18 protein-coding genes are annotated in these 19,093 nt (G+C 58.7%); 13 read left to right on the forward strand and 5 right to left on the reverse strand.

Annotation, left to right across the window (positions count from 1 at the left end; translation table 11 throughout):
- Nucleotides 1–83: 83 nt before the first annotated feature.
- Nucleotides 84–674 carry a L,D-transpeptidase gene (locus PVW51_RS16580; RefSeq protein WP_067293148.1) on the forward strand — a complete coding sequence of 197 codons (591 nt, stop codon included), beginning with the start codon at nt 84–86 and terminating at the stop codon, nt 672–674.
- Nucleotides 675–1,044: 370 nt separating this feature from the next.
- Here PVW51_RS16580 and PVW51_RS16590 read toward each other — a convergent pair whose 3' ends face one another.
- The 4 genes from PVW51_RS16590 to PVW51_RS16605 form a co-directional block, all read right to left on the reverse strand.
- Entirely contained in the window at nt 1,045–1,710 is a 666-nt protein-coding gene (locus tag PVW51_RS16590; protein ID WP_067293124.1) for a L,D-transpeptidase, read from the reverse strand.
- A 254-nt stretch (nt 1,711–1,964) separates the two neighbouring features.
- Nucleotides 1,965–3,122: a replication initiation protein RepC gene (gene repC, locus PVW51_RS16595; RefSeq protein ID WP_067296140.1), complete on the reverse strand. Its 1,158-nt coding sequence runs from the start codon at nt 3,120–3,122 to the stop codon at nt 1,965–1,967.
- 220 nt (nt 3,123–3,342) lie between these two features.
- Entirely contained in the window at nt 3,343–3,972 is a 630-nt protein-coding gene (locus tag PVW51_RS16600) for a hypothetical protein (protein WP_338019760.1), read from the reverse strand.
- Nucleotides 3,973–4,081: 109 nt separating this feature from the next.
- On the reverse strand, nt 4,082–4,351 hold the full coding sequence (locus PVW51_RS16605) for a hypothetical protein (protein WP_067296151.1): 270 nt from the start codon (nt 4,349–4,351) through the stop codon (nt 4,082–4,084).
- A 621-nt stretch (nt 4,352–4,972) separates the two neighbouring features.
- Here PVW51_RS16605 and PVW51_RS16610 point away from each other — a divergent pair.
- From PVW51_RS16610 to virB11, 12 genes are all read left to right on the forward strand, one after another.
- The gene (locus PVW51_RS16610; RefSeq protein WP_375342699.1) at nt 4,973–5,521 is read left to right on the forward strand and encodes a lytic transglycosylase domain-containing protein; all 549 of its coding nucleotides are present in this window, start codon (nt 4,973–4,975) and stop codon (nt 5,519–5,521) included.
- Nucleotides 5,518–5,802 carry a TrbC/VirB2 family protein gene (locus tag PVW51_RS16615; RefSeq protein WP_037239483.1) on the forward strand — a complete coding sequence of 95 codons (285 nt, stop codon included), beginning with the start codon at nt 5,518–5,520 and terminating at the stop codon, nt 5,800–5,802. The genes PVW51_RS16610 and PVW51_RS16615 overlap by 4 nt, the downstream gene beginning before the upstream one ends.
- A gap of 23 nt (nt 5,803–5,825) precedes the next feature.
- Nucleotides 5,826–6,101 carry a type IV secretion system protein VirB3 gene (locus PVW51_RS16620; RefSeq protein WP_114295076.1) on the forward strand — a complete coding sequence of 92 codons (276 nt, stop codon included), beginning with the start codon at nt 5,826–5,828 and terminating at the stop codon, nt 6,099–6,101.
- Between the two features lie 55 nt (nt 6,102–6,156).
- A complete protein-coding gene (locus PVW51_RS16625; protein WP_163025969.1) occupies nt 6,157–8,460 on the forward strand; it encodes a type IV secretion system DNA-binding domain-containing protein in 2,304 nt (767 codons plus the stop codon).
- Nucleotides 8,461–8,625: 165 nt separating this feature from the next.
- The gene (locus PVW51_RS16630) at nt 8,626–9,714 is read left to right on the forward strand and encodes a lytic transglycosylase domain-containing protein (RefSeq protein WP_163025968.1); all 1,089 of its coding nucleotides are present in this window, start codon (nt 8,626–8,628) and stop codon (nt 9,712–9,714) included.
- The gene (locus PVW51_RS16635) at nt 9,704–10,513 is read left to right on the forward strand and encodes a type IV secretion system protein (RefSeq protein WP_114295073.1); all 810 of its coding nucleotides are present in this window, start codon (nt 9,704–9,706) and stop codon (nt 10,511–10,513) included. The genes PVW51_RS16630 and PVW51_RS16635 overlap by 11 nt, the downstream gene beginning before the upstream one ends.
- A gap of 3 nt (nt 10,514–10,516) precedes the next feature.
- On the forward strand, nt 10,517–11,005 hold the full coding sequence (locus tag PVW51_RS16640; RefSeq protein ID WP_089852529.1) for a hypothetical protein: 489 nt from the start codon (nt 10,517–10,519) through the stop codon (nt 11,003–11,005).
- 2 nt (nt 11,006–11,007) lie between these two features.
- Complete coding sequence (locus tag PVW51_RS16645) at nt 11,008–12,009, forward strand: type IV secretion system protein (protein WP_114295072.1); 1,002 nt, start codon at nt 11,008–11,010, stop codon at nt 12,007–12,009.
- A gap of 2 nt (nt 12,010–12,011) precedes the next feature.
- A complete protein-coding gene (locus tag PVW51_RS16650) occupies nt 12,012–12,656 on the forward strand; it encodes a virB8 family protein (RefSeq protein WP_114295071.1) in 645 nt (214 codons plus the stop codon).
- A 3-nt stretch (nt 12,657–12,659) separates the two neighbouring features.
- Complete coding sequence (locus PVW51_RS16655) at nt 12,660–13,391, forward strand: TrbG/VirB9 family P-type conjugative transfer protein (RefSeq protein WP_274576125.1); 732 nt, start codon at nt 12,660–12,662, stop codon at nt 13,389–13,391.
- 2 nt (nt 13,392–13,393) lie between these two features.
- The gene (locus PVW51_RS16660) at nt 13,394–14,851 is read left to right on the forward strand and encodes a TrbI/VirB10 family protein (RefSeq protein WP_274576127.1); all 1,458 of its coding nucleotides are present in this window, start codon (nt 13,394–13,396) and stop codon (nt 14,849–14,851) included.
- A complete protein-coding gene (gene virB11, locus PVW51_RS16665) occupies nt 14,851–15,849 on the forward strand; it encodes a P-type DNA transfer ATPase VirB11 (RefSeq protein ID WP_274576128.1) in 999 nt (332 codons plus the stop codon). The genes PVW51_RS16660 and virB11 overlap by 1 nt, the downstream gene beginning before the upstream one ends.
- Before the next feature lie 128 nt (nt 15,850–15,977).
- Here the strand turns inward: virB11 and PVW51_RS16670 are convergent, their stop codons facing one another.
- Entirely contained in the window at nt 15,978–19,061 is a 3,084-nt protein-coding gene (locus PVW51_RS16670; RefSeq protein ID WP_209273891.1) for a type III restriction-modification system endonuclease, read from the reverse strand.
- Between the last annotated feature and the right edge of the window lie 32 nt (nt 19,062–19,093).

Consider the following 19,093-nt stretch of genomic DNA (forward strand, 5'->3'; position numbering starts at 1 on the left):
GCTTTGTGAGTGGCAGCCTGTTGAAGCTCTAGTGGGTGGAGGTCCGAGAATAGTCCAAACAGATAAAATTTGAGGTTTTCATGATGAAACGAGCGAACGACATGTCAGTCACGCGCAGGGCTGCGCTCCTGGGGGCCGCCGCAAGCGGCTTGGTTCTCGGAACCGGCAGGGGAGTGGCACAGACAAACGAGGGTCTGGCGACACCGGCGGTGCGAAGCAATATTTCCGGGTTTAGGGTTGCGTCCTGGCAAGATCATTTTGACAACCTGCGGAATGGCGCGATTCTCTGCGACATTGACTCCCGCGCGGTGCAGTTCTGGTCGGAAGACGAAAACGTCTACAAGCTTTACCCCTCCAGCGTCCCTCTTACGGAGGAGTTGACGCGGCGCGGTTACACCGAAATCGTTCGCAAGGTGGATGGCCCGAGCTGGCGACCTACGCCGTCGATGAAGGAGCGCAATCCCGAATGGCCGGATTTCGTTGGCCCTGGCCCCGACAATCCCCTTGGAACACACGCCCTTTATCTGTCATGGCAGTACTACCGCGTTCACGGCACAGGTGACACGCGCAAGATCGGTCGACAATCGTCGAACGGCTGCATCGGCCTCTACAACGAACATATCGAAGAGTTGTTTGGATTAGCCGAGGTTGGTACTCAGGTTAAGTTGTTCTAAGGGCGGAAATTTTAAATATGCGAATTCATCTTGGCTTACTTCTCCCAGCAGCGTTTTTGTTGGGAGCGTGTTCCGCTTCTATTCCTGGCGGGCCCGACACTGCACAAAACAGACCACTGCCGGATGCAGTCGTCGCTATGGCCGCAACGGGTCAGGATCTTCAGTCCGCGCGCCTTTTGCCGGAAGACGGCTGCTACTGGTATCTGCACAACGGTCCCGTGGAAGTTACCCTGGTGCCGCTCCGAACCCCTCGCGGAAATCCGATTTGTACCGCGCCGGCGGCCTAGCGGGGTTCAGTAATCCGAAGTGCTCCCCGGCTAGGATAAACTCCCGTCACTTTCCCTGACCGATGGTGCTTTGGTACACGGCCTCAGCTTCCCGCAGTGACACTGTCCTCGGCCGAGTAGAGGAAAGCCGTCGAACCAATATCGACGTTGGGATAAAGCTCGTTTATGTGCGCCATGACCATTCTGACGCAGCCGGAACTTGCACGACCGCCAATGCTTCTCGGCTGTGGCGTACCGTGAATGCGGAGATAAGTGTCCCGGTCGCCGAGAAAGAGATAGAGAGCTCGCGACCCAAGCGCATTCTTAGGTCCGGGCTCCATACCGTCGGCGATATCAGCGTAGAGTTCTGGGTCGCGGTCGATCATGTTCTGCGTCGGCTGCCAATGCGGCCATCTGACTTTACGCTTGATCGTGTATGTACCTGGTTCGTACAGATCACCACGAGCAATGGCGACGCCATAGCGCATGGCAGTCCCGCCCTCCTCGATCTGATAAAGGTAGCGCGCAACCGCATCGACATGAATGTCGCCCGGTGTCAGCCGGTCTTTCGCGGCCACCCGGGTCGGGAGAAACCGCGGATGTAAGCCCCAGGGGTTCGAGGTTGCCGGGTCAAAGCCGGGCGGCGTCACCTGTGCGTCCCAGGCAACCTTCTGCGATTCGGTCGGCCAGGTATTTGCCAGCACCGGGCTGGCAACCGGAGCAGAAAAGAGGGCGGCGGTGGTCATCACGAAATGTCGTCTAGTCAGCATACTATACTCTTCCAGCTTTGTCTGGCGAATGCCGTGACACGAGAAACGGCGTTTGATGTACCATAGAACCTCTACCAACTAGAGCTTCAAGGAGTTTCTTCTGACACAGATTGATTGCTCGGCTTCTACATCTTGTCGCGTGGTCGATGGCGATTATTCGAGCACTTAATATAAATTACAGTCGTATTTTACATAAACTTCATTACCAGATTTTCAGCGCGTTTTTGGGCAATTTCAGTTGCGGGTTGGAAACTCTACCTCACCCCATTGCGCCGTTTTTGCAGAGCCGCAACGCTTGCATCGAAGTCCAGCCTTCCTGCCTTGGCTCGACGGATCAGTTCGCGCATCAAACCGCCAGGATTGCGAACAGGGTAGCTCGGGTGATCTCGCTGCGCATCAACCAATAGTAGGCAGAAAGCCAACCCGTGGTCGCCCAAGGTGCTCTGGCCCTCGTGCCAAACTGAAGCATGGATATCGAGCATCGGCAGCAACGCCCAGGCAGCCTCGATGATGTCGCGCTCTTTGAGAGGTCGGTTCTGATCTCGGCTCGCGTCAAGCATCATGCGTAAGCCATCGCCGGCAATGCGATATAGATTCTCTGGCGTCAGAGCGGGTGGCGCGGGGCAGGGAATTGATGATGGCGGTTCACTCTGTGCGATTTCCGCGTGTCTTTCAGAGTTATCCACAGCGGGCGGCGTCTCTACAGTTTGAGTTTCTTCTCTGGTGTTTTGTGTAAAGGGCCGGAAGTTTTCCACTGGCTGGTCGGAAGAAAGCCCATGGTTTTCAAGCCAATCTTCAAGGCTGTTGCACAGATCGGAACTGGCCTTCAAATGGGCGGTAAGCCGCTCCAGACCAAGACGGCCTAACGCATCGCTGCGTGGCCATTCCGCAAAACTGGCCAGAATCCTGGCGATCTCAGGATCTTTGATAGCCAAGGAGGGCAGGGCGGCGATGCACCGCCTCATGTGACGCAAACGAAGGGACCGAAGATCCTTCAAAGCGCGCAAATGCCTCCGTTCCGCACGGAGCCGATCGCGAAGGGCTATGAATTCTTCCAGTCGCGCGATCAGCGGAGTCAGTATCAAGCCTAAGCCAGCACGCCCATAGCGGGCACCATTCGCCGCGACACGTTTCACGATCAGCCCAAGCTTGCACAGCGCGGCCTCATCCGTTCGCAACTGGCGCGACGTCTTGCCAAGTTCGACCGCTGCGAGATCCTGCGCGCCAAAAAACACCGGTTCACGATGGGGAGAGGTCCAGTCGGATGCGCGGGTGCGCCCGATGATGTAGTTCAGAACTGCGAGGCGCGCCGGGCGCAGGCCTATATGCGGGGCAACCTCTGAGATTAGCGCCATGACAGCCCCTTTGGTCCAGCCTTCCGGCAGGGTGGGATGGGTTTGGATCACGTTCATTGTCTTGTCCTTGTGAATTGGGACAAGGCTGCAACAGGGCATCCGTGTCCCAGCGAGAGACACGTTTTTTCGTTGCCTTGACTGTCGGGACTGCTAGAACGAGATCACAGTTTGATTTGACCTGTCGGAACGCCAATTCCGATGTTCTTTGAGCCCCTCGCTTGGTTGCCGCCTTGCGGGGGTTTCTTCTTTTCTATCGTTACCCTGTGATTGTTTGAGATCAGTAGTTGACCTGTTCGAAGCCATAGGTGCCCTCGAAATCCTCCCAATCGACGAACACAGCACGGACCCAGATATCGGGGCAGTTCTGACCGTATCGCTCGGCTCCTCGGAATGCCGGAGGAAGCGCGCTTACCGAGCTGTTTTGCCACCGAAATTGGCCGCCTTGATCGTACGTGCCACGCCGCACAGAAGCATGTCTGTTGCAATTCTCACGGCCCTCGTCCTGACGTGCCGTAACCTGGAAGACATCTATGGAGCGGATGAAATCAAAAGCGGGGTTCGTCACATCGATATCGGCGGCACGCCCGACAGCTTGGGCGAGCCGGAGCGTTTCTCGCTCTCGGGGCAGGGAGACTGCTGGACCCGGATTGAACCCCGCCAACCTGTAGAGGCGCTCAACCGGGTTCGGCGCTTCGAACTCAGCACGCATTGGACAACGCCAAATCTGCAGCGGTGGTTCGACCGGCCAGGGCGTGATCCGGCGGATAAACTCCGCGCGCGCGCGGGCACATGGGACCGAAGGAGGCCAACCGCCTGCGAGGCACAGGAGGATCGCACAATCGATCTGGTAGCCCTGTGCGGCGGCAGGTTTGGCAGCAAGCGGTGTAAGCCCGATCGCGATGATCACGGCAGTTGACACAAGCCGCCTCATGACAGAGCGCCACCGCTAACCCGTTGGCGTATAATAAGACTTATGTTAATTGTGTCATAATTGCTGACATATTTTGCGCGTCGTTTCATTGGAACATCTCCTGGTAAGCGTCAAGCACAAGACGGACTTCGGCCTGCGCGGAAGCTGATGCTGCGGCGAGGCAATTCAGATAGGTTTGTGCCTCATCGAAGTAGGTGTTGAACTCGGCTCTGATGTCGTCGCCGTACTCGTTCAGGAGCGCAGGCGAGGCCGCCAGCTCCGGCCGCAACGGCAACACGCAGTCCATCGCCAGCGCCTCGGCATTTGCTGGGATCGCTAGGGCGATGAATGTGCTACATGCCAGCAACCGCGACATCTGGTGGTCTCCCGACAATCTGGGGGCGAATCGTGTGTCGGACCTATCACCGAAAAAATATCGTAATCAATCAAAAGATATCTATTGACCTTCTAACGGGTTTTCCGCTACGTCGCCGCATATCTTGTGACATGCACTGTTTGAAGCGGTGCAAAAGCAGGTTACTTCCGTAGGAACTTCTTTCCTTCGGAGGCAAAATGGCAGGAACAAAATACCCCGTGATCCTAACATCGCACATGCAAGAGGCGATCGAGGGTGGGGCATGGATCGAGGTGGAATGCGTTGAAGCCCCGGAAAAGGGCGGCAACACGCATAGGGGTGGCTGGACGGTTTTCGTCTGCTCCAATGACGGTCAAGGCGGTGTGCACCGGTCGGTCTATGTGACCAACCGGGATCTTAAACCACGCGTCTTCAAGACCGCAGCAGGGCTCATGAGCTTCTGCCTGGAGCTCGACGCAAAGGTATTCAGCTGCCCTCTCCGAGAAGGTGAGAGAGGCACGTGGGAGTTTGAGACGACAAGGTATCCTACCAGCGGCTAGCCTCGTTCTCTGGGGGCTTTCAGGCCCTTCCACTTATGCACAATCCGTTATCGATCTCGATGCTCCAGACCGTGTTGGTCGACTGACCAGTAGCGTTCTCGACTTTGCAAGACCCCAACCCGAGCAAAGCGACGGTGTCGCACGCTCTGAGGTCGTCCCTCTTGATTCACCACGCCTGTCTCCGCCTCGGGTCCCATCGGGCCGCCCTGCGATCGAGACTATGATCCTGGATGTGGGGTCGGTTTACGTGGACCACCCGGCCCTGCGCAGGGCCGGGATGTCCTCTCGCGATTGGCTCGCATTCTTTCGCGCCAACATCGCTATTGAAAGCGCATTTGATCCAGGCGCGCGGTCGCATGTCGGCGCAATCGGGCTTGGGCAGTTGATGCCGGACACTGCGCGCGTGCTTGGCGTCGATCCGCATGATCCTGAGCAAAACCTGCATGGATCCGCCCGCTACTTGCTGACACAACTTGATCGTTTCGGCACGCCGCAGCTTGCGCTTGCAGCCTATAATGCCGGCCCCGAAGCCGTGGCGCGCCATGGCGGGATTCCCCCCTACCGCGAAACCCAAGGCCATGTCCGCAAGGTCATGGCCGTCTATGCCCAATCCATCGGAGACCAGATATGAAACGCATCGACTATACCCGGGCGGCATTGGCCGCGTTGCTGATAGTGGCCGCAGCCCCGGCGCTTGCACAGGACCTCAGCCCGGTCTCTGACATGATCGACAACATCATCGACGCGGTGACGGGTCCGATCGGTCGTGGCCTCGGCGTGCTCGCTCTCGTGGGATCGGGTGTCATGATGTTTTTCGGGCGTCTCAACTGGCCGATCTTCGTCGCCGTGTTTGTCGGCGTGGTGCTGATCTTTTCGGCCGAGACCATCATCGATGGCTTTGCGGCTCCTTGATCTGACAGGCCGCAGAGACCTCCATGCGCGACACACCACTCTTTCTGGGGATGACCAAGCCGCCACGGATATTCGGTCTCCCGATCGGATATTTTGTGGCGCTGGTCTTCGCATCCGTGATCCCTTTCATTCTGGTTGACGACATGCGGTTCCTGCTGGTGTTCCTCGCGGGCTACCCACCGCTTTGGGTGGTCGCAGACCGCAATCCACATCTGTTCCAGATTTTGAACGTGGTGATGTCGCGCACACCGCGAACGAGTGTGCGATCCCGCGATGGGGGCGATTTCTATGTCGCGTGAGTTTCGGGGGTTGATTGCAAGCAACGCTGTTCGGGATGCACTTGGGGACAAGGTCTTGAAAGCCGAGCGTCTTGGGCGGCACCTACCTTACATTGCTGCGGTGCGAGACAATGTCATCCTGACGCGGCAGGGTGATCTGATGGCGTCGGTCACGCTTGGCGGGATCGACAGCTTCACCAGCGATGACACCCGGATCGATGAGATCAGTGAAGGCTTTGCCCGGATCGTCAGTCAGTTGGGCGAGCGTTTCGGTTTCCACATCAACAAGGTATCACGCCCGGATGTCGCGGACCTTGCTGCGCCTGACGGTATGCCTTTTGCAAATGCGGTAGACGCGGCGTGGCAGAGAAGCCTGCGCGCACGTGACCTGAAAGCCCGCACCTTGATGCTGACAGTATTGATGCGTCCGTCGATGCCGCAGGCATTCTCGAAGGTTCTGGGTGCCCTAGGCGGGGGCCGCGATTTCCAGAAAGACATCGATACGCGAATTGTTGCCCTGGAAGAGGCCATGACGCTGCTCATGGCGATGTATTCCGACGCAGGCGCAGCGCGCCTGACAGTCTCGAGCGGGGACTGGCTTGCAGTGTTGGCCGCGGTACACGGACAGAGCTACGGCAAGATCATCGCGGCCCCCGGGCAACTGTTGGCTGACACGATGAGCAATTTCGACGTCAGCTTTCAAGGCAAAACCATGCGGCTGGAAAGCGGCGACAGCGCACGATACGGCGCGATTTTCGGGATAAAATCCTATCCCAGTCGCACCTGGCCAACCATGCTTGACGCGTTGGAACTGCCCTATGACATCACGATCACCAACTCTTTCACGCCGCGGCGCGCCAATGAGATGGTTGAGCGCATTCAACGCACCTTTCGCCAGCGGGGTGCCTCCGAGGATGCTGGTGTCAGCCTGACAGAGCAATTGATCGAAGCCGCCGACGCCGTGGCATCCGGCCGGTCGACCTTTGGGACACACCATGCATCCGTGCAGGTCTTCTGTGACAGCGCCGAGGAACTGGAACAGGCAGCTTCCGAGATCTGGCGGGCGGGGCAAGAGACCGGTGCCGTTCTGGTAAGGGAATCCTGGGCCGCAAAGGCGCTCTATTTCGCACAAGCGCCCGGAAACTGGGCCTACCGGATCCGTGACGGGATCGTTTCGTCGCACAATTTCGCGGAACTGGCCGCGTTTCACAAGACAAGGCCGGGACGCGGACCCGAGGCCAGCCCATGGGGCAAGACGATCACGGCCTTCCCGACCGTGACCTCCAGCCTCTACCGGTTCAACTTTCACGAAGCGGGGCGCCGGACCGATGAGCCAAGCGTCGGGCACACGCTTGTTCTGGGCCGCACCGGGTCCGGCAAGACACTGGGCACGGCTTTTCTCATGGCGCAGGCCCGCAGAGTGGGTGCGCGGGTCATCGTTTTCGACAAGGATCAGGGGTTGGAGATGGCGATCCGCGCTTTGGGTGGCAGCTACAGCGAAATCAAGGTGGGCCAGCCCACCGGCTTTAACCCAATGACCACGGAGACCGATGCGCGGGGGGCCGCCTGGCTGACAGATTGGCTCGGCGACATTCTGGCCCGCCACCGTCCATTTGAGACGGTCCAGACCGCAGCACTGAACGAGGCGGTTCGTCAGATCGCCGCTGCGGAGCCGGGCCTTAGAACCTTTGACGGTTTGGCAAGCCTCGTGGCTTCTACCGATGATGACGGCGACCTGGTGTCCCGCGTGCGGGAATGGACAGAAGCCGGCCGGTACGGTTGGCTTTTCTCAAGGCCCAGTGCCCAGTCGATTGCCATTGGCGAGGATGTCCTTGGTCTCGACATGACCGAACTTCTGGACCAGGACGCAGAACGCTCCGCCCTCCTCGCCTATCTCTTCCGCCGTATCGAGCGCGTGATCGAGGATCGCAGACCAACGATTATTGTGATCGACGAGGCGTGGAAGATGTTGGCTGACGATATCTTCGTCAAGCGCCTCCATGACTGGCTGGTTACCATGCGCAAGCGCAACTGCGTGGTGATGATGTTGACCCAGACACCGGGTCATCTGGACCAAAGTTCGGTCGGCCAGATCATCGCGGAAAGTGTGGCAACCCAGATCCTGTTTCCCAATCCACGGGCAAATCCGGAGGATTATAGCATCCTGCGCCTGAATGCGCGCGAGGCGGATTTTCTTTCCAGCCCGACAGCCGGATTGCGGCTGGCATTGATCCGTTCCGGCACCGACAGCGTGTTCGTCAATACCGATCTCGCAGGCTTGGGCGGTCTGGTTACTGTTCTTGGTGGCGGCAAGACCGGCGAGGAAAAAGCGCCTGCCAATTGGCGCAAGAAAGAAGAATTCTGGAAGGACATGATGTGAAAGCACGATTTTTTCTGTTGGTCGCCATGACGGTCCTGAGCGCTTGCGAAGGTGCATCAACAGGCGTGCGATCGCCCTGTTTTGAGCGGCCCGCTATGGCGTTCTCGGCCCCTGCCCCCGGCCTTGTTTCACGGAATGCGCATTGTGATTTCCAGAGCTTCTAGAATGGCGATTCCGTTGGCTCTGGGTCTTGGCTCGCTTGCCTCTGCGCAGGGCGTACCAGTGATCGATGGCTCCAACCTTGCCCGCGCTGTGTCTCGCGTGGAAGAGCTCGCACGCGACGCCTTGCGGCAGGGCCAGAAGCGCGACGCCCGCCAGGAACAAGCGGATATCTATCAAGAGCAGCTTGAAGCCTATGAGCGTTTCCTTGCGGAGACCACCGGTGTCACCGACCTGAGTGGGTTCGAGGCTGGTGGGCCCGGCTGGGCGAGCGCTGCAGAGACTTACCCAGCCCAGGAAGATCATCCTGATGCCGATCGCCTCTTCGGTGAGCCAAGCGACGTGGAGCGCATGATCATCACGGTGGCGCGGCGCTATGAGGGTCATCCCGGTGTTGCGGCCGCCGGTCTGACGCCACTGACGTGGCGTATCCTGTTTCAGTCACTGATCAAGCAGGAAAGTCGTTTCAACAATGCAGCCGTCTCCCACGTGGGGGCGCGCGGTTTTTGCCAGCTGATGCCGGGCACAGCATCGGATCTCGGTGTGAACCCGTATGATCCTTGGGAAAACTTGGACGGTGGCGCACGCTACATTCTCACGCAACTGAACCGCTTCGGTCGGATTGACCACGCTCTGGCGGCCTATAATGCAGGCCCCGGCCGTGTTCTCGAATATGGTGGTGTGCCTCCTTTCGAGGAAACCCAGACCTACGTCCGGCGCATCAACGGCTATTACAACGACTATCTTGGCACCATCACCGGCGTCGAAATGACGGGGTCACTGGCGGGCTTCGATGGCGCCTCGGCCGCCTGGGGCAACTGGGCGGATGCCTCGGTCGGCTATGGCGCCTACATGGGCACACAGATCGATCAGGCCATGACGAGGATCGCGGCGCTTTTGCGTGAAGATCCGCCCCGTAACGCAAAAGAGGCGCTGGACCGCTCCACCTATATGCTTGCTGAACGGGCGCGGCTCATGGCGCTGACACTGCGTCTGCGCGCGGCCCACGTGAAAGTCGAAGCGGCACAAGGTTTGACCGAGGCCGCCGATCACCTGGAGCAATCCACTTTCTGGAGGTATTCCGATGAAGGCTGAGACCCGCCTTGCCGCTATCCTTGTCGCGGGCACGCTCATGGCGGCTCACCTGCCCCCTGCTTTCGCTCAGGGCGTGCCAGTGATCGATGGATCGAACCTCGCGCAGAATATCGAGCAGCTGCAGGCCGCGCTGCGCGATGCGGAAAACCAGCTTCAGCAAATCGAGGAATTGCGCACCCAGATCGAGCGCCTCACTGTTATTCAGGGCCTTCTTGATGACGTCCTGGGTTCAATTACCGGCCTGAATGAAATCGCAGCCCTTTACAACGATGTGGAGGACCTGCGTGCCCGCGCCCAGAAGATCACCGATCTATCGGGTTTCATGGACAGTCTGTCGCTCGGGGATTTTGACAGCCTGCTGGACGATCTGCTCGATGGCGACGTCACCATGGGAGAGCGCCGGGCCGCCGATGCCATGCGCGAGACGATGGCCAGTGCGGGGTTCACCTCGGAAAAACTCACCGAGCTGAACGACGCCGGGAACCCGCAAGGCGCTGCCATAGCCGATCTGGCGGCTGCCAATGCCATGATTATCGGGCAAGCCCAAATTTCCTACGAGGAAGCCGCCCAGAGCATCGAGCGTATCGATGGGCTGGTGGAAGCGATTGGCGATCAGGAAACGCTCAAGGAATCGATCGATCTCAACACGCGTATGGCCGCGGAGACGAATTACATGCTGGGCCAGATGTGGCGCCTGAATGCCGCCCAAGGCTTGGCGCAAGGTCAAAACGGCATTGATTTCGCGGCCGAGCAGGCGCGCACACGCTCCTTCTTTGATTTTTCCGGCGCCGAGGACTGACCCTTGAATACATCACTCAAAGCACTTGCAGTTTTCATCGCCCTGGCAGGCAGTGCCTGGGCGGAAGACTTGCAAGACCTGCCCGACGATACGTTGCTCGGGGAGGTCGTCACTGCCACCGAAAATGGGGAGGAAGAACGCCTCCTCGATCTCATGCGCGAGGTACAGGCAAGAGGGCTCTTGATGTTCCCGAAGCCGCAAACCTGCACCTTCAGCTATCCGGACACTGAGTTTTTCGGCAACGAGATTTTCCGTGGAGCGGTTCGATGGGGCTTCGGCACCGACCTGAGAGAGCTTGCAATGTCGCAGGGCTTCTGCGGCTGCATCTATGATCTCGGGTCGCTCGATGCGTTTACGCAGGAACGAATTGGCAAACCGGCGCAGGATGCAACTACCAGCGATTTCAGCGTCTTTCGCAAATACCGTCGCAGCGATTGGTCAGATGTAAACGAGCGCTATCAGAACTTCCAATTGGAGCGGTGTGGTAGTTAAGGATGGCCATAATCGCTGAGGTTCTGGCATTGGTAGATGCCACTGTCGCGGGCGTGGCAGCTGACACGTATGCTGATACGGTTGCCGCAGTACGCCCGGTTGTACAGACCGCATCTGTGTTGGTGGTCGTTCTTGTAGGCGCAAATGTGGGTCTGCAAGCCGTGCCGCTCTCGGTTTCCACAATCGTGTCGGTAGGGCTGCGCATTGTGCTGGTGAATGTGTTCCTGACCTTCGCGAACCTCTCTGTCCCCTATGACGCTTTGACAAACGCCCCGGCGGAGCTCGGCGCGGGGATACTGAACTCACTGTCAGGCGGCACAGTTGGGAACCTTTATGATGGAATCGACGATCTCTACTCCCAAGCCCTGAATGTCGGACAGGCGATCAGCCAGAATGGAGGCTGGCTGGCCGGTGCCATGACCAGCGTGGTCATGTTTCTTGTGGCCGCCGCCATGGCGACGATCACCATCATCGTTCTGTCGGCCGCCAAGATCATGTTGGCGGTATTGATCGCCATCGCACCTGTGGTCGTGGCTTGCACATTATTCAAACAATCGGCGCCACTGTTCGAGGCATGGGTCAAACTCGCCATCGGTTTTTCCTTTGTGCCGCTGTTCGTGGCTGCCATGGCTGGCTTCACCATAGCGACGGGTGAAGCTGTCGCGCCTGATAGCCTCGACAGCGTCGAAACACTCGGGGACGCGATTTCGTTCGTCGTGGTGATGATGATCGGCGCTGGCCTGATGTTGCTCGTGCCAACTTTCGCGCAAGGGCTTGCCGCCACGAACATCGGCCTCGCCTCGATCGGTGCAAATGCCGCGCGGATGCCCGGGAACGCGTGGCGCAATACCGGTGCCGCGATCCGGGGCGGAGATGACATGCGACGGGGCTTCAATGCAGGACTTCAGGGACAAGGCGTCTCCGACCGATCGTCCAGCGCGGCCCGTGCCGGGAGCTATGCGGGCGGTGCGGTCAAGCTCGCCGGAAAGATGAAGAAGGGATAGTCATGAGTGGTTTCGATATCGATTTGGTGATGGGTCCGCGCCGGGCAGCGCGCGCCGCATGGATCGTTGCGGGCTGTTCCTGCGCCGTATCCGTGCTGTTGGCCCTGACCATTACGGTTATGTTGCCCCTGCGCGAAACCGAAGTGTTTACCGTCCTCGTCGACAGCACGTCGGGTGCAGCAGAACGCATCTATCAGGTTCAGCCGACTGGTATCACCGATGAGGAAGCGATCAAGGAATCCCTGCTTGTCAGCTATATCAGCGACCGCGAAAGCTATTTCAGGAACGGCATTCAAGAACGGCTCGAAAGTGTCCAGCGGCGCTCCAGCGGGCCCGCCCGCGCCTCGCTGATAGAACTCTGGACCGCCGGGGCCGAGAATTATCCACCGCGCAGCTACGGCGCGAATGCGCAGGTCGATGTCCGCGTGCGGGCGATCACCTTCCTGCAGGACGAAGTGGCTCAGATCCGGTTCGACAAACGCCTCACCCGACCCAACCAGACCCCCGTCACGCAAACATTCATCGCCACCGTAGGGTTTGAATTTGCCCCCCGCCGCGAACGCTCCCTGACACGCGTTTGGGAAAATCCCCTTGGCTTCTCGGTGACCGCTTACCGGGTCGATGCCGAAACACTGACACGAGAATAGTTCATGAAAACCTTGATAATTGCCATCGCAACGGTCGGCGGGTTGCTCGGAACGCCCGCCTTGGCCGAGCGCGCACCGGTCACCATGGGTCAGGACGCCCGCGTTCGCCACGTGACCTTCAATCCTACGGATGTGATCCGGATCGACACCCACCTTCGGGTAAACACGTCAATCGAACTCGGTCCCGGCGAACGGATCAATCAAGTCCTGATCGGTGACTCCGCGTCCTATGAAGTGGAGGTTCTGTCAAACCGCAATACGATCTCGATCAAGCCTGTCGAGGCACGGGCCGCGACAAACCTGACGATCTTTACCAACCGCCGCGCTGTCGCCTTCTATCTGACAGAGGGACGCTCGCGGACACAGTCTTTCCGGGTCGTCGTAAACTTTCCCGACGAGCGCCCCGCCGGGCGCCAGCTTGCGGCTGGAGGCCGAGATACCGGCTATCAGTTCGCGGGCAGCGGTGCGATCCGCCCGGTGCGGGTCTGGAATGATGGGCGCTCGACCTTCTTTGAATTCCGGCCCGGCGTGCGGCCCTCGATCTTCGGCTTGAACGCCCAAGGCTATGAGATCACCCAGAACAGCCAGACGCAAGGTGCGGTCGTGCGGGTCACCGGCGTGCGGGACGCCTACACGATCCGCATGGGCGACGATCATATCTGCATTACACGTGAAACTGGTGGGTTCACGACCGAGGCTGCTGCCGTGGCCGCCCTGCGTGGACGGGAGTTCTGATCATGAGCAACGAGAAAACCGGGGAAAAGGAATACAGCTTCGCACCCAAGCGGCGCGCATCTCTCGGGCTCAGGCTTGGTTTGGGTGCGTTGCTTCTGGCAGGGACCGCCATCATTGCCTACCCGCTTGTGCAAGGCAGCGGCATCACTTCTGCCGTTGAAACATCGAAAGCCGACGACTTTCAGGATCAGGTCGACGGTGACGGGTTCGGCCGCATGACAACCGACGCGGAACCGACCGAACAAAGATCAGAGCCTAGGTTCGATCCCGGACCAATCGAGGATGAACTCGCGGCGCAGCGCCAAGCCCTCGAGGAACAGAACGCCAAGCTTGCGAGCGACGTGGTCGCCCTACAAGCCCAGTTGGCAAGACTGGCCGAGGCCCCTGCCCCCGACAATTCCGCCGAGCTGGCCGAAGCGTTGCGCTCGGTCCAGGAGCAGAACACGGCGCTCATCGCCCAGATGCAAAGCGAGATGGACACCCGATTGGCAGAAGCCGATCTTGAAGCGCAAAAGCGTATCGCCGATGAGGTTGCCGCACGCGCGCGTGTTGCCGATGGCCGGATGGAGCAGTTGATGGAGCAAATGCTCGGACTGCAGCGCCAGAACGACGCCCTGCAACATCAGATTGATGACGGTATGAATGATGCTCTACGCGCGCAAACCGAGCGGGATCAACTCGCCGCGGAGGAAGCCGCGCGACGGGCTGAACTGGACCGTCGGCGTGCCGAGGCGGCGGCGCTGCGCAACACACAAATCCGGTCCGAAGGGGTGATCTTTGATGCGGGCGGCCAGACGAGCAGTCCGGCATCCGACCCCGAGAGGGGGCCTGAGGTCGGAGATGCAGCGGCGCGCGCCTTCGTGTTGGAAGGTGCCCAGCCCGTTCAAGTCGCGACAGCGGAGGTAATCGCCAATCCTTCCAATACGGTTCTGCAGGGCACGCTCATTCAAGCGTCACTGGAAACCGCCATCGAATCCACATTGCCCGGACAGATTACCGCCATCGTGAACTACCCGGTCTGGAGTTTCGATCAGTCCCGCGTTCTCATTCCCGAAGGCTCCCGCCTCTTCGGGACCTACAATTCGAATGTCTCTTTGGGCCAGGCCCGCATTCTGGTTGGCTGGTCACGCATCGTCACACCCGAGGGGCAATCGGTTCAGCTCGCCGCATTTGGCGCGGACGATCAGGGCCGCTCGGGCGTGACGGGCTCCGTGAACTCCCGCTTTGGGCTGCGCTTTGGCACAGCCGCATTGCTCTCGATCATCGGCGCAGGACCGGCAATCGCCACATCCGAGGCCAGCTCCGAGACCGGATCAGAAATTGCCGAGGATGTCGCGGGCAGTTTTTCGCAGGCCACCAATGCGGTGATCGGCGAATTTGCCACCCTGCCTCCGGTTATCTCGGTCCAGCCAGGTGCTGCGATCAGTGTGATCGTCGACCGTGATCTCGAGTTCTATTGATGAACCCGGCGGCAGAAAAAGCCAGTTTTCTTTCGACCTATCTAAAACCTCTGGCTGCACCGCTCGCCGATCCCTGCGTGGTCGAAATAGCAATTAATCCCGACGGAAAGGTCTGGGTGGAAACCCGGGGGGCTGAGCATATGGTCGGCCTTGAAGGTGTGTTTTACTCCCCTTCCCAAGCTCGGGACCTTGCAACATCCATTGCCAGCGCCACCCACGGACAGATCAGCGAGAAAAAGCCGCTCGTCTCCGGCAAAATCGAGATGAACGGCAAGCCGATCCGGGCACAGGTCGTCTATCCACCGGTCGTGGATGGCGGGCCGTCGATCACCTTGCGCCGCTACAGTGAAGACCAACTCACCATGGGCGACATCGGTCTGTTGCACGGTGGACTGGTGGATTTGGATGCCGAACGACAGGCAAAAGCCGAACGGGTGATCGCACTGACCGAGGCGGGGGATATTCGAACCGCCATGAAACTCTGCATCGAAGAGCGGTTGAACATCATGATCAGCGGCGGGACGTCCACGGGCAAAACGACTTTTGCCCGGGCGCTTCTCGCGCTGGTGACCAAGACGGAGCGTATCGTGACCATCGAGGACGCATTCGAGCTCTTTCCTCCGCAGCCCAATCGCGCGATGCTCAAGGCTGACCGTGTCCCCTCAAGTGAGCGCACCGCGGCCAAATTGCTGGAGACCTCTTTGCGCATGCGTCCTGACCGGATCATTCTTGGCGAGTTGCGCGGCGATGAGTGCAAGACCTTCCTCGACGCGATCAACACCGGCCATTCAGGCTCTTTCACCACAATTCACGCCGATACCGCGCAGAAGGCGCTCGACCGCCTTGCCCTCATGGTCATGTCGGTGGGCATCAATATGAGTTTTGAGGAGGTAAGGCACTATGCCGCGTCCAGCATCGATGTCGTGGTGCAGCTTGGTCGGAAAGACGGAAGACGTGGGGTCGAACAGGTGTGGGTGCCTGGCAGCTCAAATCCTTGAGGGGATCTGCTAGTCCGCCACAGAGGGCCTGCACACAGCGATGATGCTTAACGGGGCACCCTGATCTGCAAGCGGAAAATGGTCTGTTTGGCGTCAACAGGAAACTCGAGGGAGATACCGCGGTTTCTTCACCCCACATCTTTCACCAGCGTCATAAGTTCAGAATAGCTGGTGACCACATCATATTTGACGCTGTTGTCATTGATCCGTCGACCGATTTCGTCAAAGAACTTTCGGGCACATTTGATCTTGGTCTGTTCCAGTTCACGCATCTTCATCGAGGGGAGGTCAGACTTGGTCTCTGCGACAAAGTAGAGATGCTTGATACCGCCTTCTTTGAACGCGATCGCCCAATCCGGGTTGTAGTCACCAACGGGTGTCGGGATCAGGAAGCCGCGTGGTAGTTTGGAGTAAACGACAACCTCTGCGCTTGTATCGAGATCCCTGACAAAGTCGCGCTCTACCTTTGAATCCACGATCGCATAATCATAGACGTGGTTCTTCAGCTTCTCAGTCGCCTTCTTGAAGTCGTTGCCCGTTTCGCCCGCCGTGAACAGCTCGGAATCATAGCGCTCTTCGACCGCATCGTAGGTCAGCTTTTCGATGATCGCGGTTGCTTTTTGCTCTTGGATCAAGTGCGAGGCATCAGCGATGAATTGTTCAGGGTTCTTGGCAAACTCACCAAATTTTGCCGGTTGGATCCCGGCCAGGATTTCGCCCACGGTCTTGCGTGTCAAATCAGTATTCTGAGCAATTGATCCGATGACATCGTATGACACGCGTGAATGTGCACTCTTGCCGCTCTCAGACCGAATTTTCCCCTGCACGAAGGCACTGCCATCCCGAAGGTTTTCATCGGTCACGTCATCGGACAAGGCACCCTCCGTCACCAGATATTGCAGCGGCGCAACCTGCAGTTCGCTTTCCAACCGGTTAATACAGCTTTGGACCAGTGCGACGCTGTCGAACTCGACCTGATAGACGGCCTTTCGGTTTATCCGGCGCCAAAGCTCCTGAAACTCCTTGCGCTGGAAATTTTCATTCAGCCGGTTTCTCTTTGGGGTGCGCCCGTCGCTGAACATGTCGTCGATGGCCCTGCCATTGAAAACGGTGTCAATCAGCGCGAAGACGGCATCGCGATGGGCTTCCAGCTCCTCGGGAAGCTCTGCCAGTTCCTCCGACCTACGGGCCTCGTGATAGGCGGCGGTGATGTGGCCATCTTCATCGACATAGTCGCTCTTGATCAGGAAGCGCTCCAACTTTTTGGCAAGCGATTTGTCCAAGACCAACTCCAGATCGCCGGTTTTCAACGTCTTGCCATCAAAATACTCGGCATCCGCCTGCTTGGGCCGAGCCGACAGGTTCTCGACGATCTCTTTCTGCAGGGCTGTCACAAACCCCTTGTAGCTCTCCGATGCGACTACGGTCAGCACGTTGATGTCATGCACGGTCACCGGATGATCCATCCTCTCGCCATTGCGATTGACCGCGATCCGCAGACCGCGCCCGACTTCCTGACGCCGTGAGATGGTGTTCTGGCTTTCATTGTGCTTGAGCATGCACATCACGAAGACATTGGGGTTGTCCCAACCTTCTCGCAGGGCTGAGTGGGAAAAGATGAAACGCGTGGGTTCCTCAAAGGACAACAGCCGCTCCTTGTCCTTCAGGATCAGATCGTAATCACTGGGTTCTGTCGATTGGCCCGCCAACTCGCCACGGGCGGCAGCCTTGGGGTCTGTCATCCGCCCCTTCTTGTCGATCGAGAAATAACCGCGATGGGTCTTGCCCACCTCGATCCCGGTCAGATAGTCGCGATACTCCACATTCTCCAGCGGCAACTCAGCAAGTAGCTCGTCAACCGCCTGCGCGTATTCTTCCTCGAACACCCTGGCATATTCGCCCTGCTCGTCAGCCTGGTCGTAGTCACGATACTTCACCACCTCGTCGATGAAAAACAGCGACAGCACCTTGATCCCACGCGCGAACAGCGCCTGTTCGCGTTCCAGATGGGCCGAGATCGTTTCGCGGATCTGAATGCGCCGGATGTCGCGTTCCGTCACATCGCCCGACGCCTCACCCGCGTGCAGTTCATCACCATTGGTGAAATGCACCGTGTCATCGCGGGCGTCGATATTGCTGACAACGAAATCCTTGTAGACCTCCAGCCCCTTGGACAGATCGAACAGGTTGCGCCCCTGTTCCAGTTTGCGGGCGACACGTTTGATCCCGCTCTGCATCTTGACCTCGATATCCACCCAGGCGACCGGCGCGGCGCTTGAGGTCTCGATCCGGTGCAGGAACAGATAGGGGTTCGTCCCGCTCAGGCCTTTGGTTTCCACACCGCGCACCTTGATTTTCTTGACCAGCTTCCTGTTGAAGGCATCCACCGCATCCAGACGATGCACCTTGTTGTGGACGGTTCTGTGCGTCGCCGAATAGCGCAGGATGAACAGCGGGTTGAACAGCGGTAAGCTTTTTTGCGTCGCCGGCCCTTCCATTTTCTGCGGCTCGTCCAGGATCAGGATGGGGCGGTTCTTGGCGATCACGTCGATGGGCTTGCGCGACTGGAAATCGTCCAGCTCGTCATAGATCCGCCGGTTATCCGCCCCTGACGCGTTAAAGGCCTGAACGTTGATCACCATCACGTTGATGCCCGCGTCCGACGAAAAGCTCTCCAGCTCGTGCAGCCGCTTTGAATTATAGACGAACGCCCGGACCTTCTTGCCGTATTCTTGCTGGAAATGCTCAGCCGTCATCTGGATCGACTTGGCCACCCCTTCGCGGATCGCCACGCTGGGCACCATGATGATGAACTTGGACCAGCCATAGCGTTTGTGCATCTCAAACATGGTCTTGATGTAGACATAGGTCTTGCCCGTGCCTGTCTCCATCTCGACGTCGAGGTTGATCTGCGCGCCGGGCTTGTAGCTGGCGGGCTTGGTCTTGCCCTTGTCATCGGTGTGATGCGTCAGGCTGTCCGACGGGGGCAGCATCGCGCCGCGCTGCACCTTGCGGATGTTCTCCAACAAGACGTCCTCGGGCAGCTTGACAGGGGCGTTGCCAAAACCCTCCACCTCCATCTTGGCCTGCCGGTCTGCGCCGGGGTCGATGGTGTATTTCAGAACATCCTGCCGGGGCTGGCCCTCAAAGCAATCGACCACCGCATCGACGGCATCGGTCTGATAGGGTTGCGACTTGAACTTGATTTTCATGACTGTCGCTTTCTTAAATCCAGCGCTTCTTT

The sequence above is a fragment of the Sulfitobacter sp. PR48 genome, from assembly GCF_028807335.1.
Lineage (GTDB): Bacteria > Pseudomonadota > Alphaproteobacteria > Rhodobacterales > Rhodobacteraceae > Sulfitobacter.

Bases quoted from the DNA above. Each gene is read 5' to 3' on its own strand.
- PVW51_RS16580 (WP_067293148.1), top strand. From the start codon at position 84: ATGAAACGAGCGAACGACATGTCAGTCACGCGCAGGGCTGCGCTCCTG.
- PVW51_RS16590 (WP_067293124.1), bottom strand. From the start codon at position 1,710: ATGCTGACTAGACGACATTTCGTGATGACCACCGCCGCCCTCTTTTCT.
- repC (WP_067296140.1), bottom strand. From the start codon at position 3,122: ATGAACGTGATCCAAACCCATCCCACCCTGCCGGAAGGCTGGACCAAA.
- PVW51_RS16605 (WP_067296151.1), bottom strand. From the start codon at position 4,351: ATGTCGCGGTTGCTGGCATGTAGCACATTCATCGCCCTAGCGATCCCA.
- PVW51_RS16615 (WP_037239483.1), top strand. From the start codon at position 5,518: ATGAAACGCATCGACTATACCCGGGCGGCATTGGCCGCGTTGCTGATA.
- PVW51_RS16620 (WP_114295076.1), top strand. From the start codon at position 5,826: ATGCGCGACACACCACTCTTTCTGGGGATGACCAAGCCGCCACGGATA.
- PVW51_RS16630 (WP_163025968.1), top strand. From the start codon at position 8,626: ATGGCGATTCCGTTGGCTCTGGGTCTTGGCTCGCTTGCCTCTGCGCAG.
- PVW51_RS16635 (WP_114295073.1), top strand. From the start codon at position 9,704: ATGAAGGCTGAGACCCGCCTTGCCGCTATCCTTGTCGCGGGCACGCTC.
- PVW51_RS16645 (WP_114295072.1), top strand. From the start codon at position 11,008: ATGGCCATAATCGCTGAGGTTCTGGCATTGGTAGATGCCACTGTCGCG.
- PVW51_RS16650 (WP_114295071.1), top strand. From the start codon at position 12,012: ATGAGTGGTTTCGATATCGATTTGGTGATGGGTCCGCGCCGGGCAGCG.
- PVW51_RS16655 (WP_274576125.1), top strand. From the start codon at position 12,660: ATGAAAACCTTGATAATTGCCATCGCAACGGTCGGCGGGTTGCTCGGA.
- PVW51_RS16660 (WP_274576127.1), top strand. From the start codon at position 13,394: ATGAGCAACGAGAAAACCGGGGAAAAGGAATACAGCTTCGCACCCAAG.
- virB11 (WP_274576128.1), top strand. From the start codon at position 14,851: ATGAACCCGGCGGCAGAAAAAGCCAGTTTTCTTTCGACCTATCTAAAA.
- PVW51_RS16670 (WP_209273891.1), bottom strand. From the start codon at position 19,061: ATGAAAATCAAGTTCAAGTCGCAACCCTATCAGACCGATGCCGTCGAT.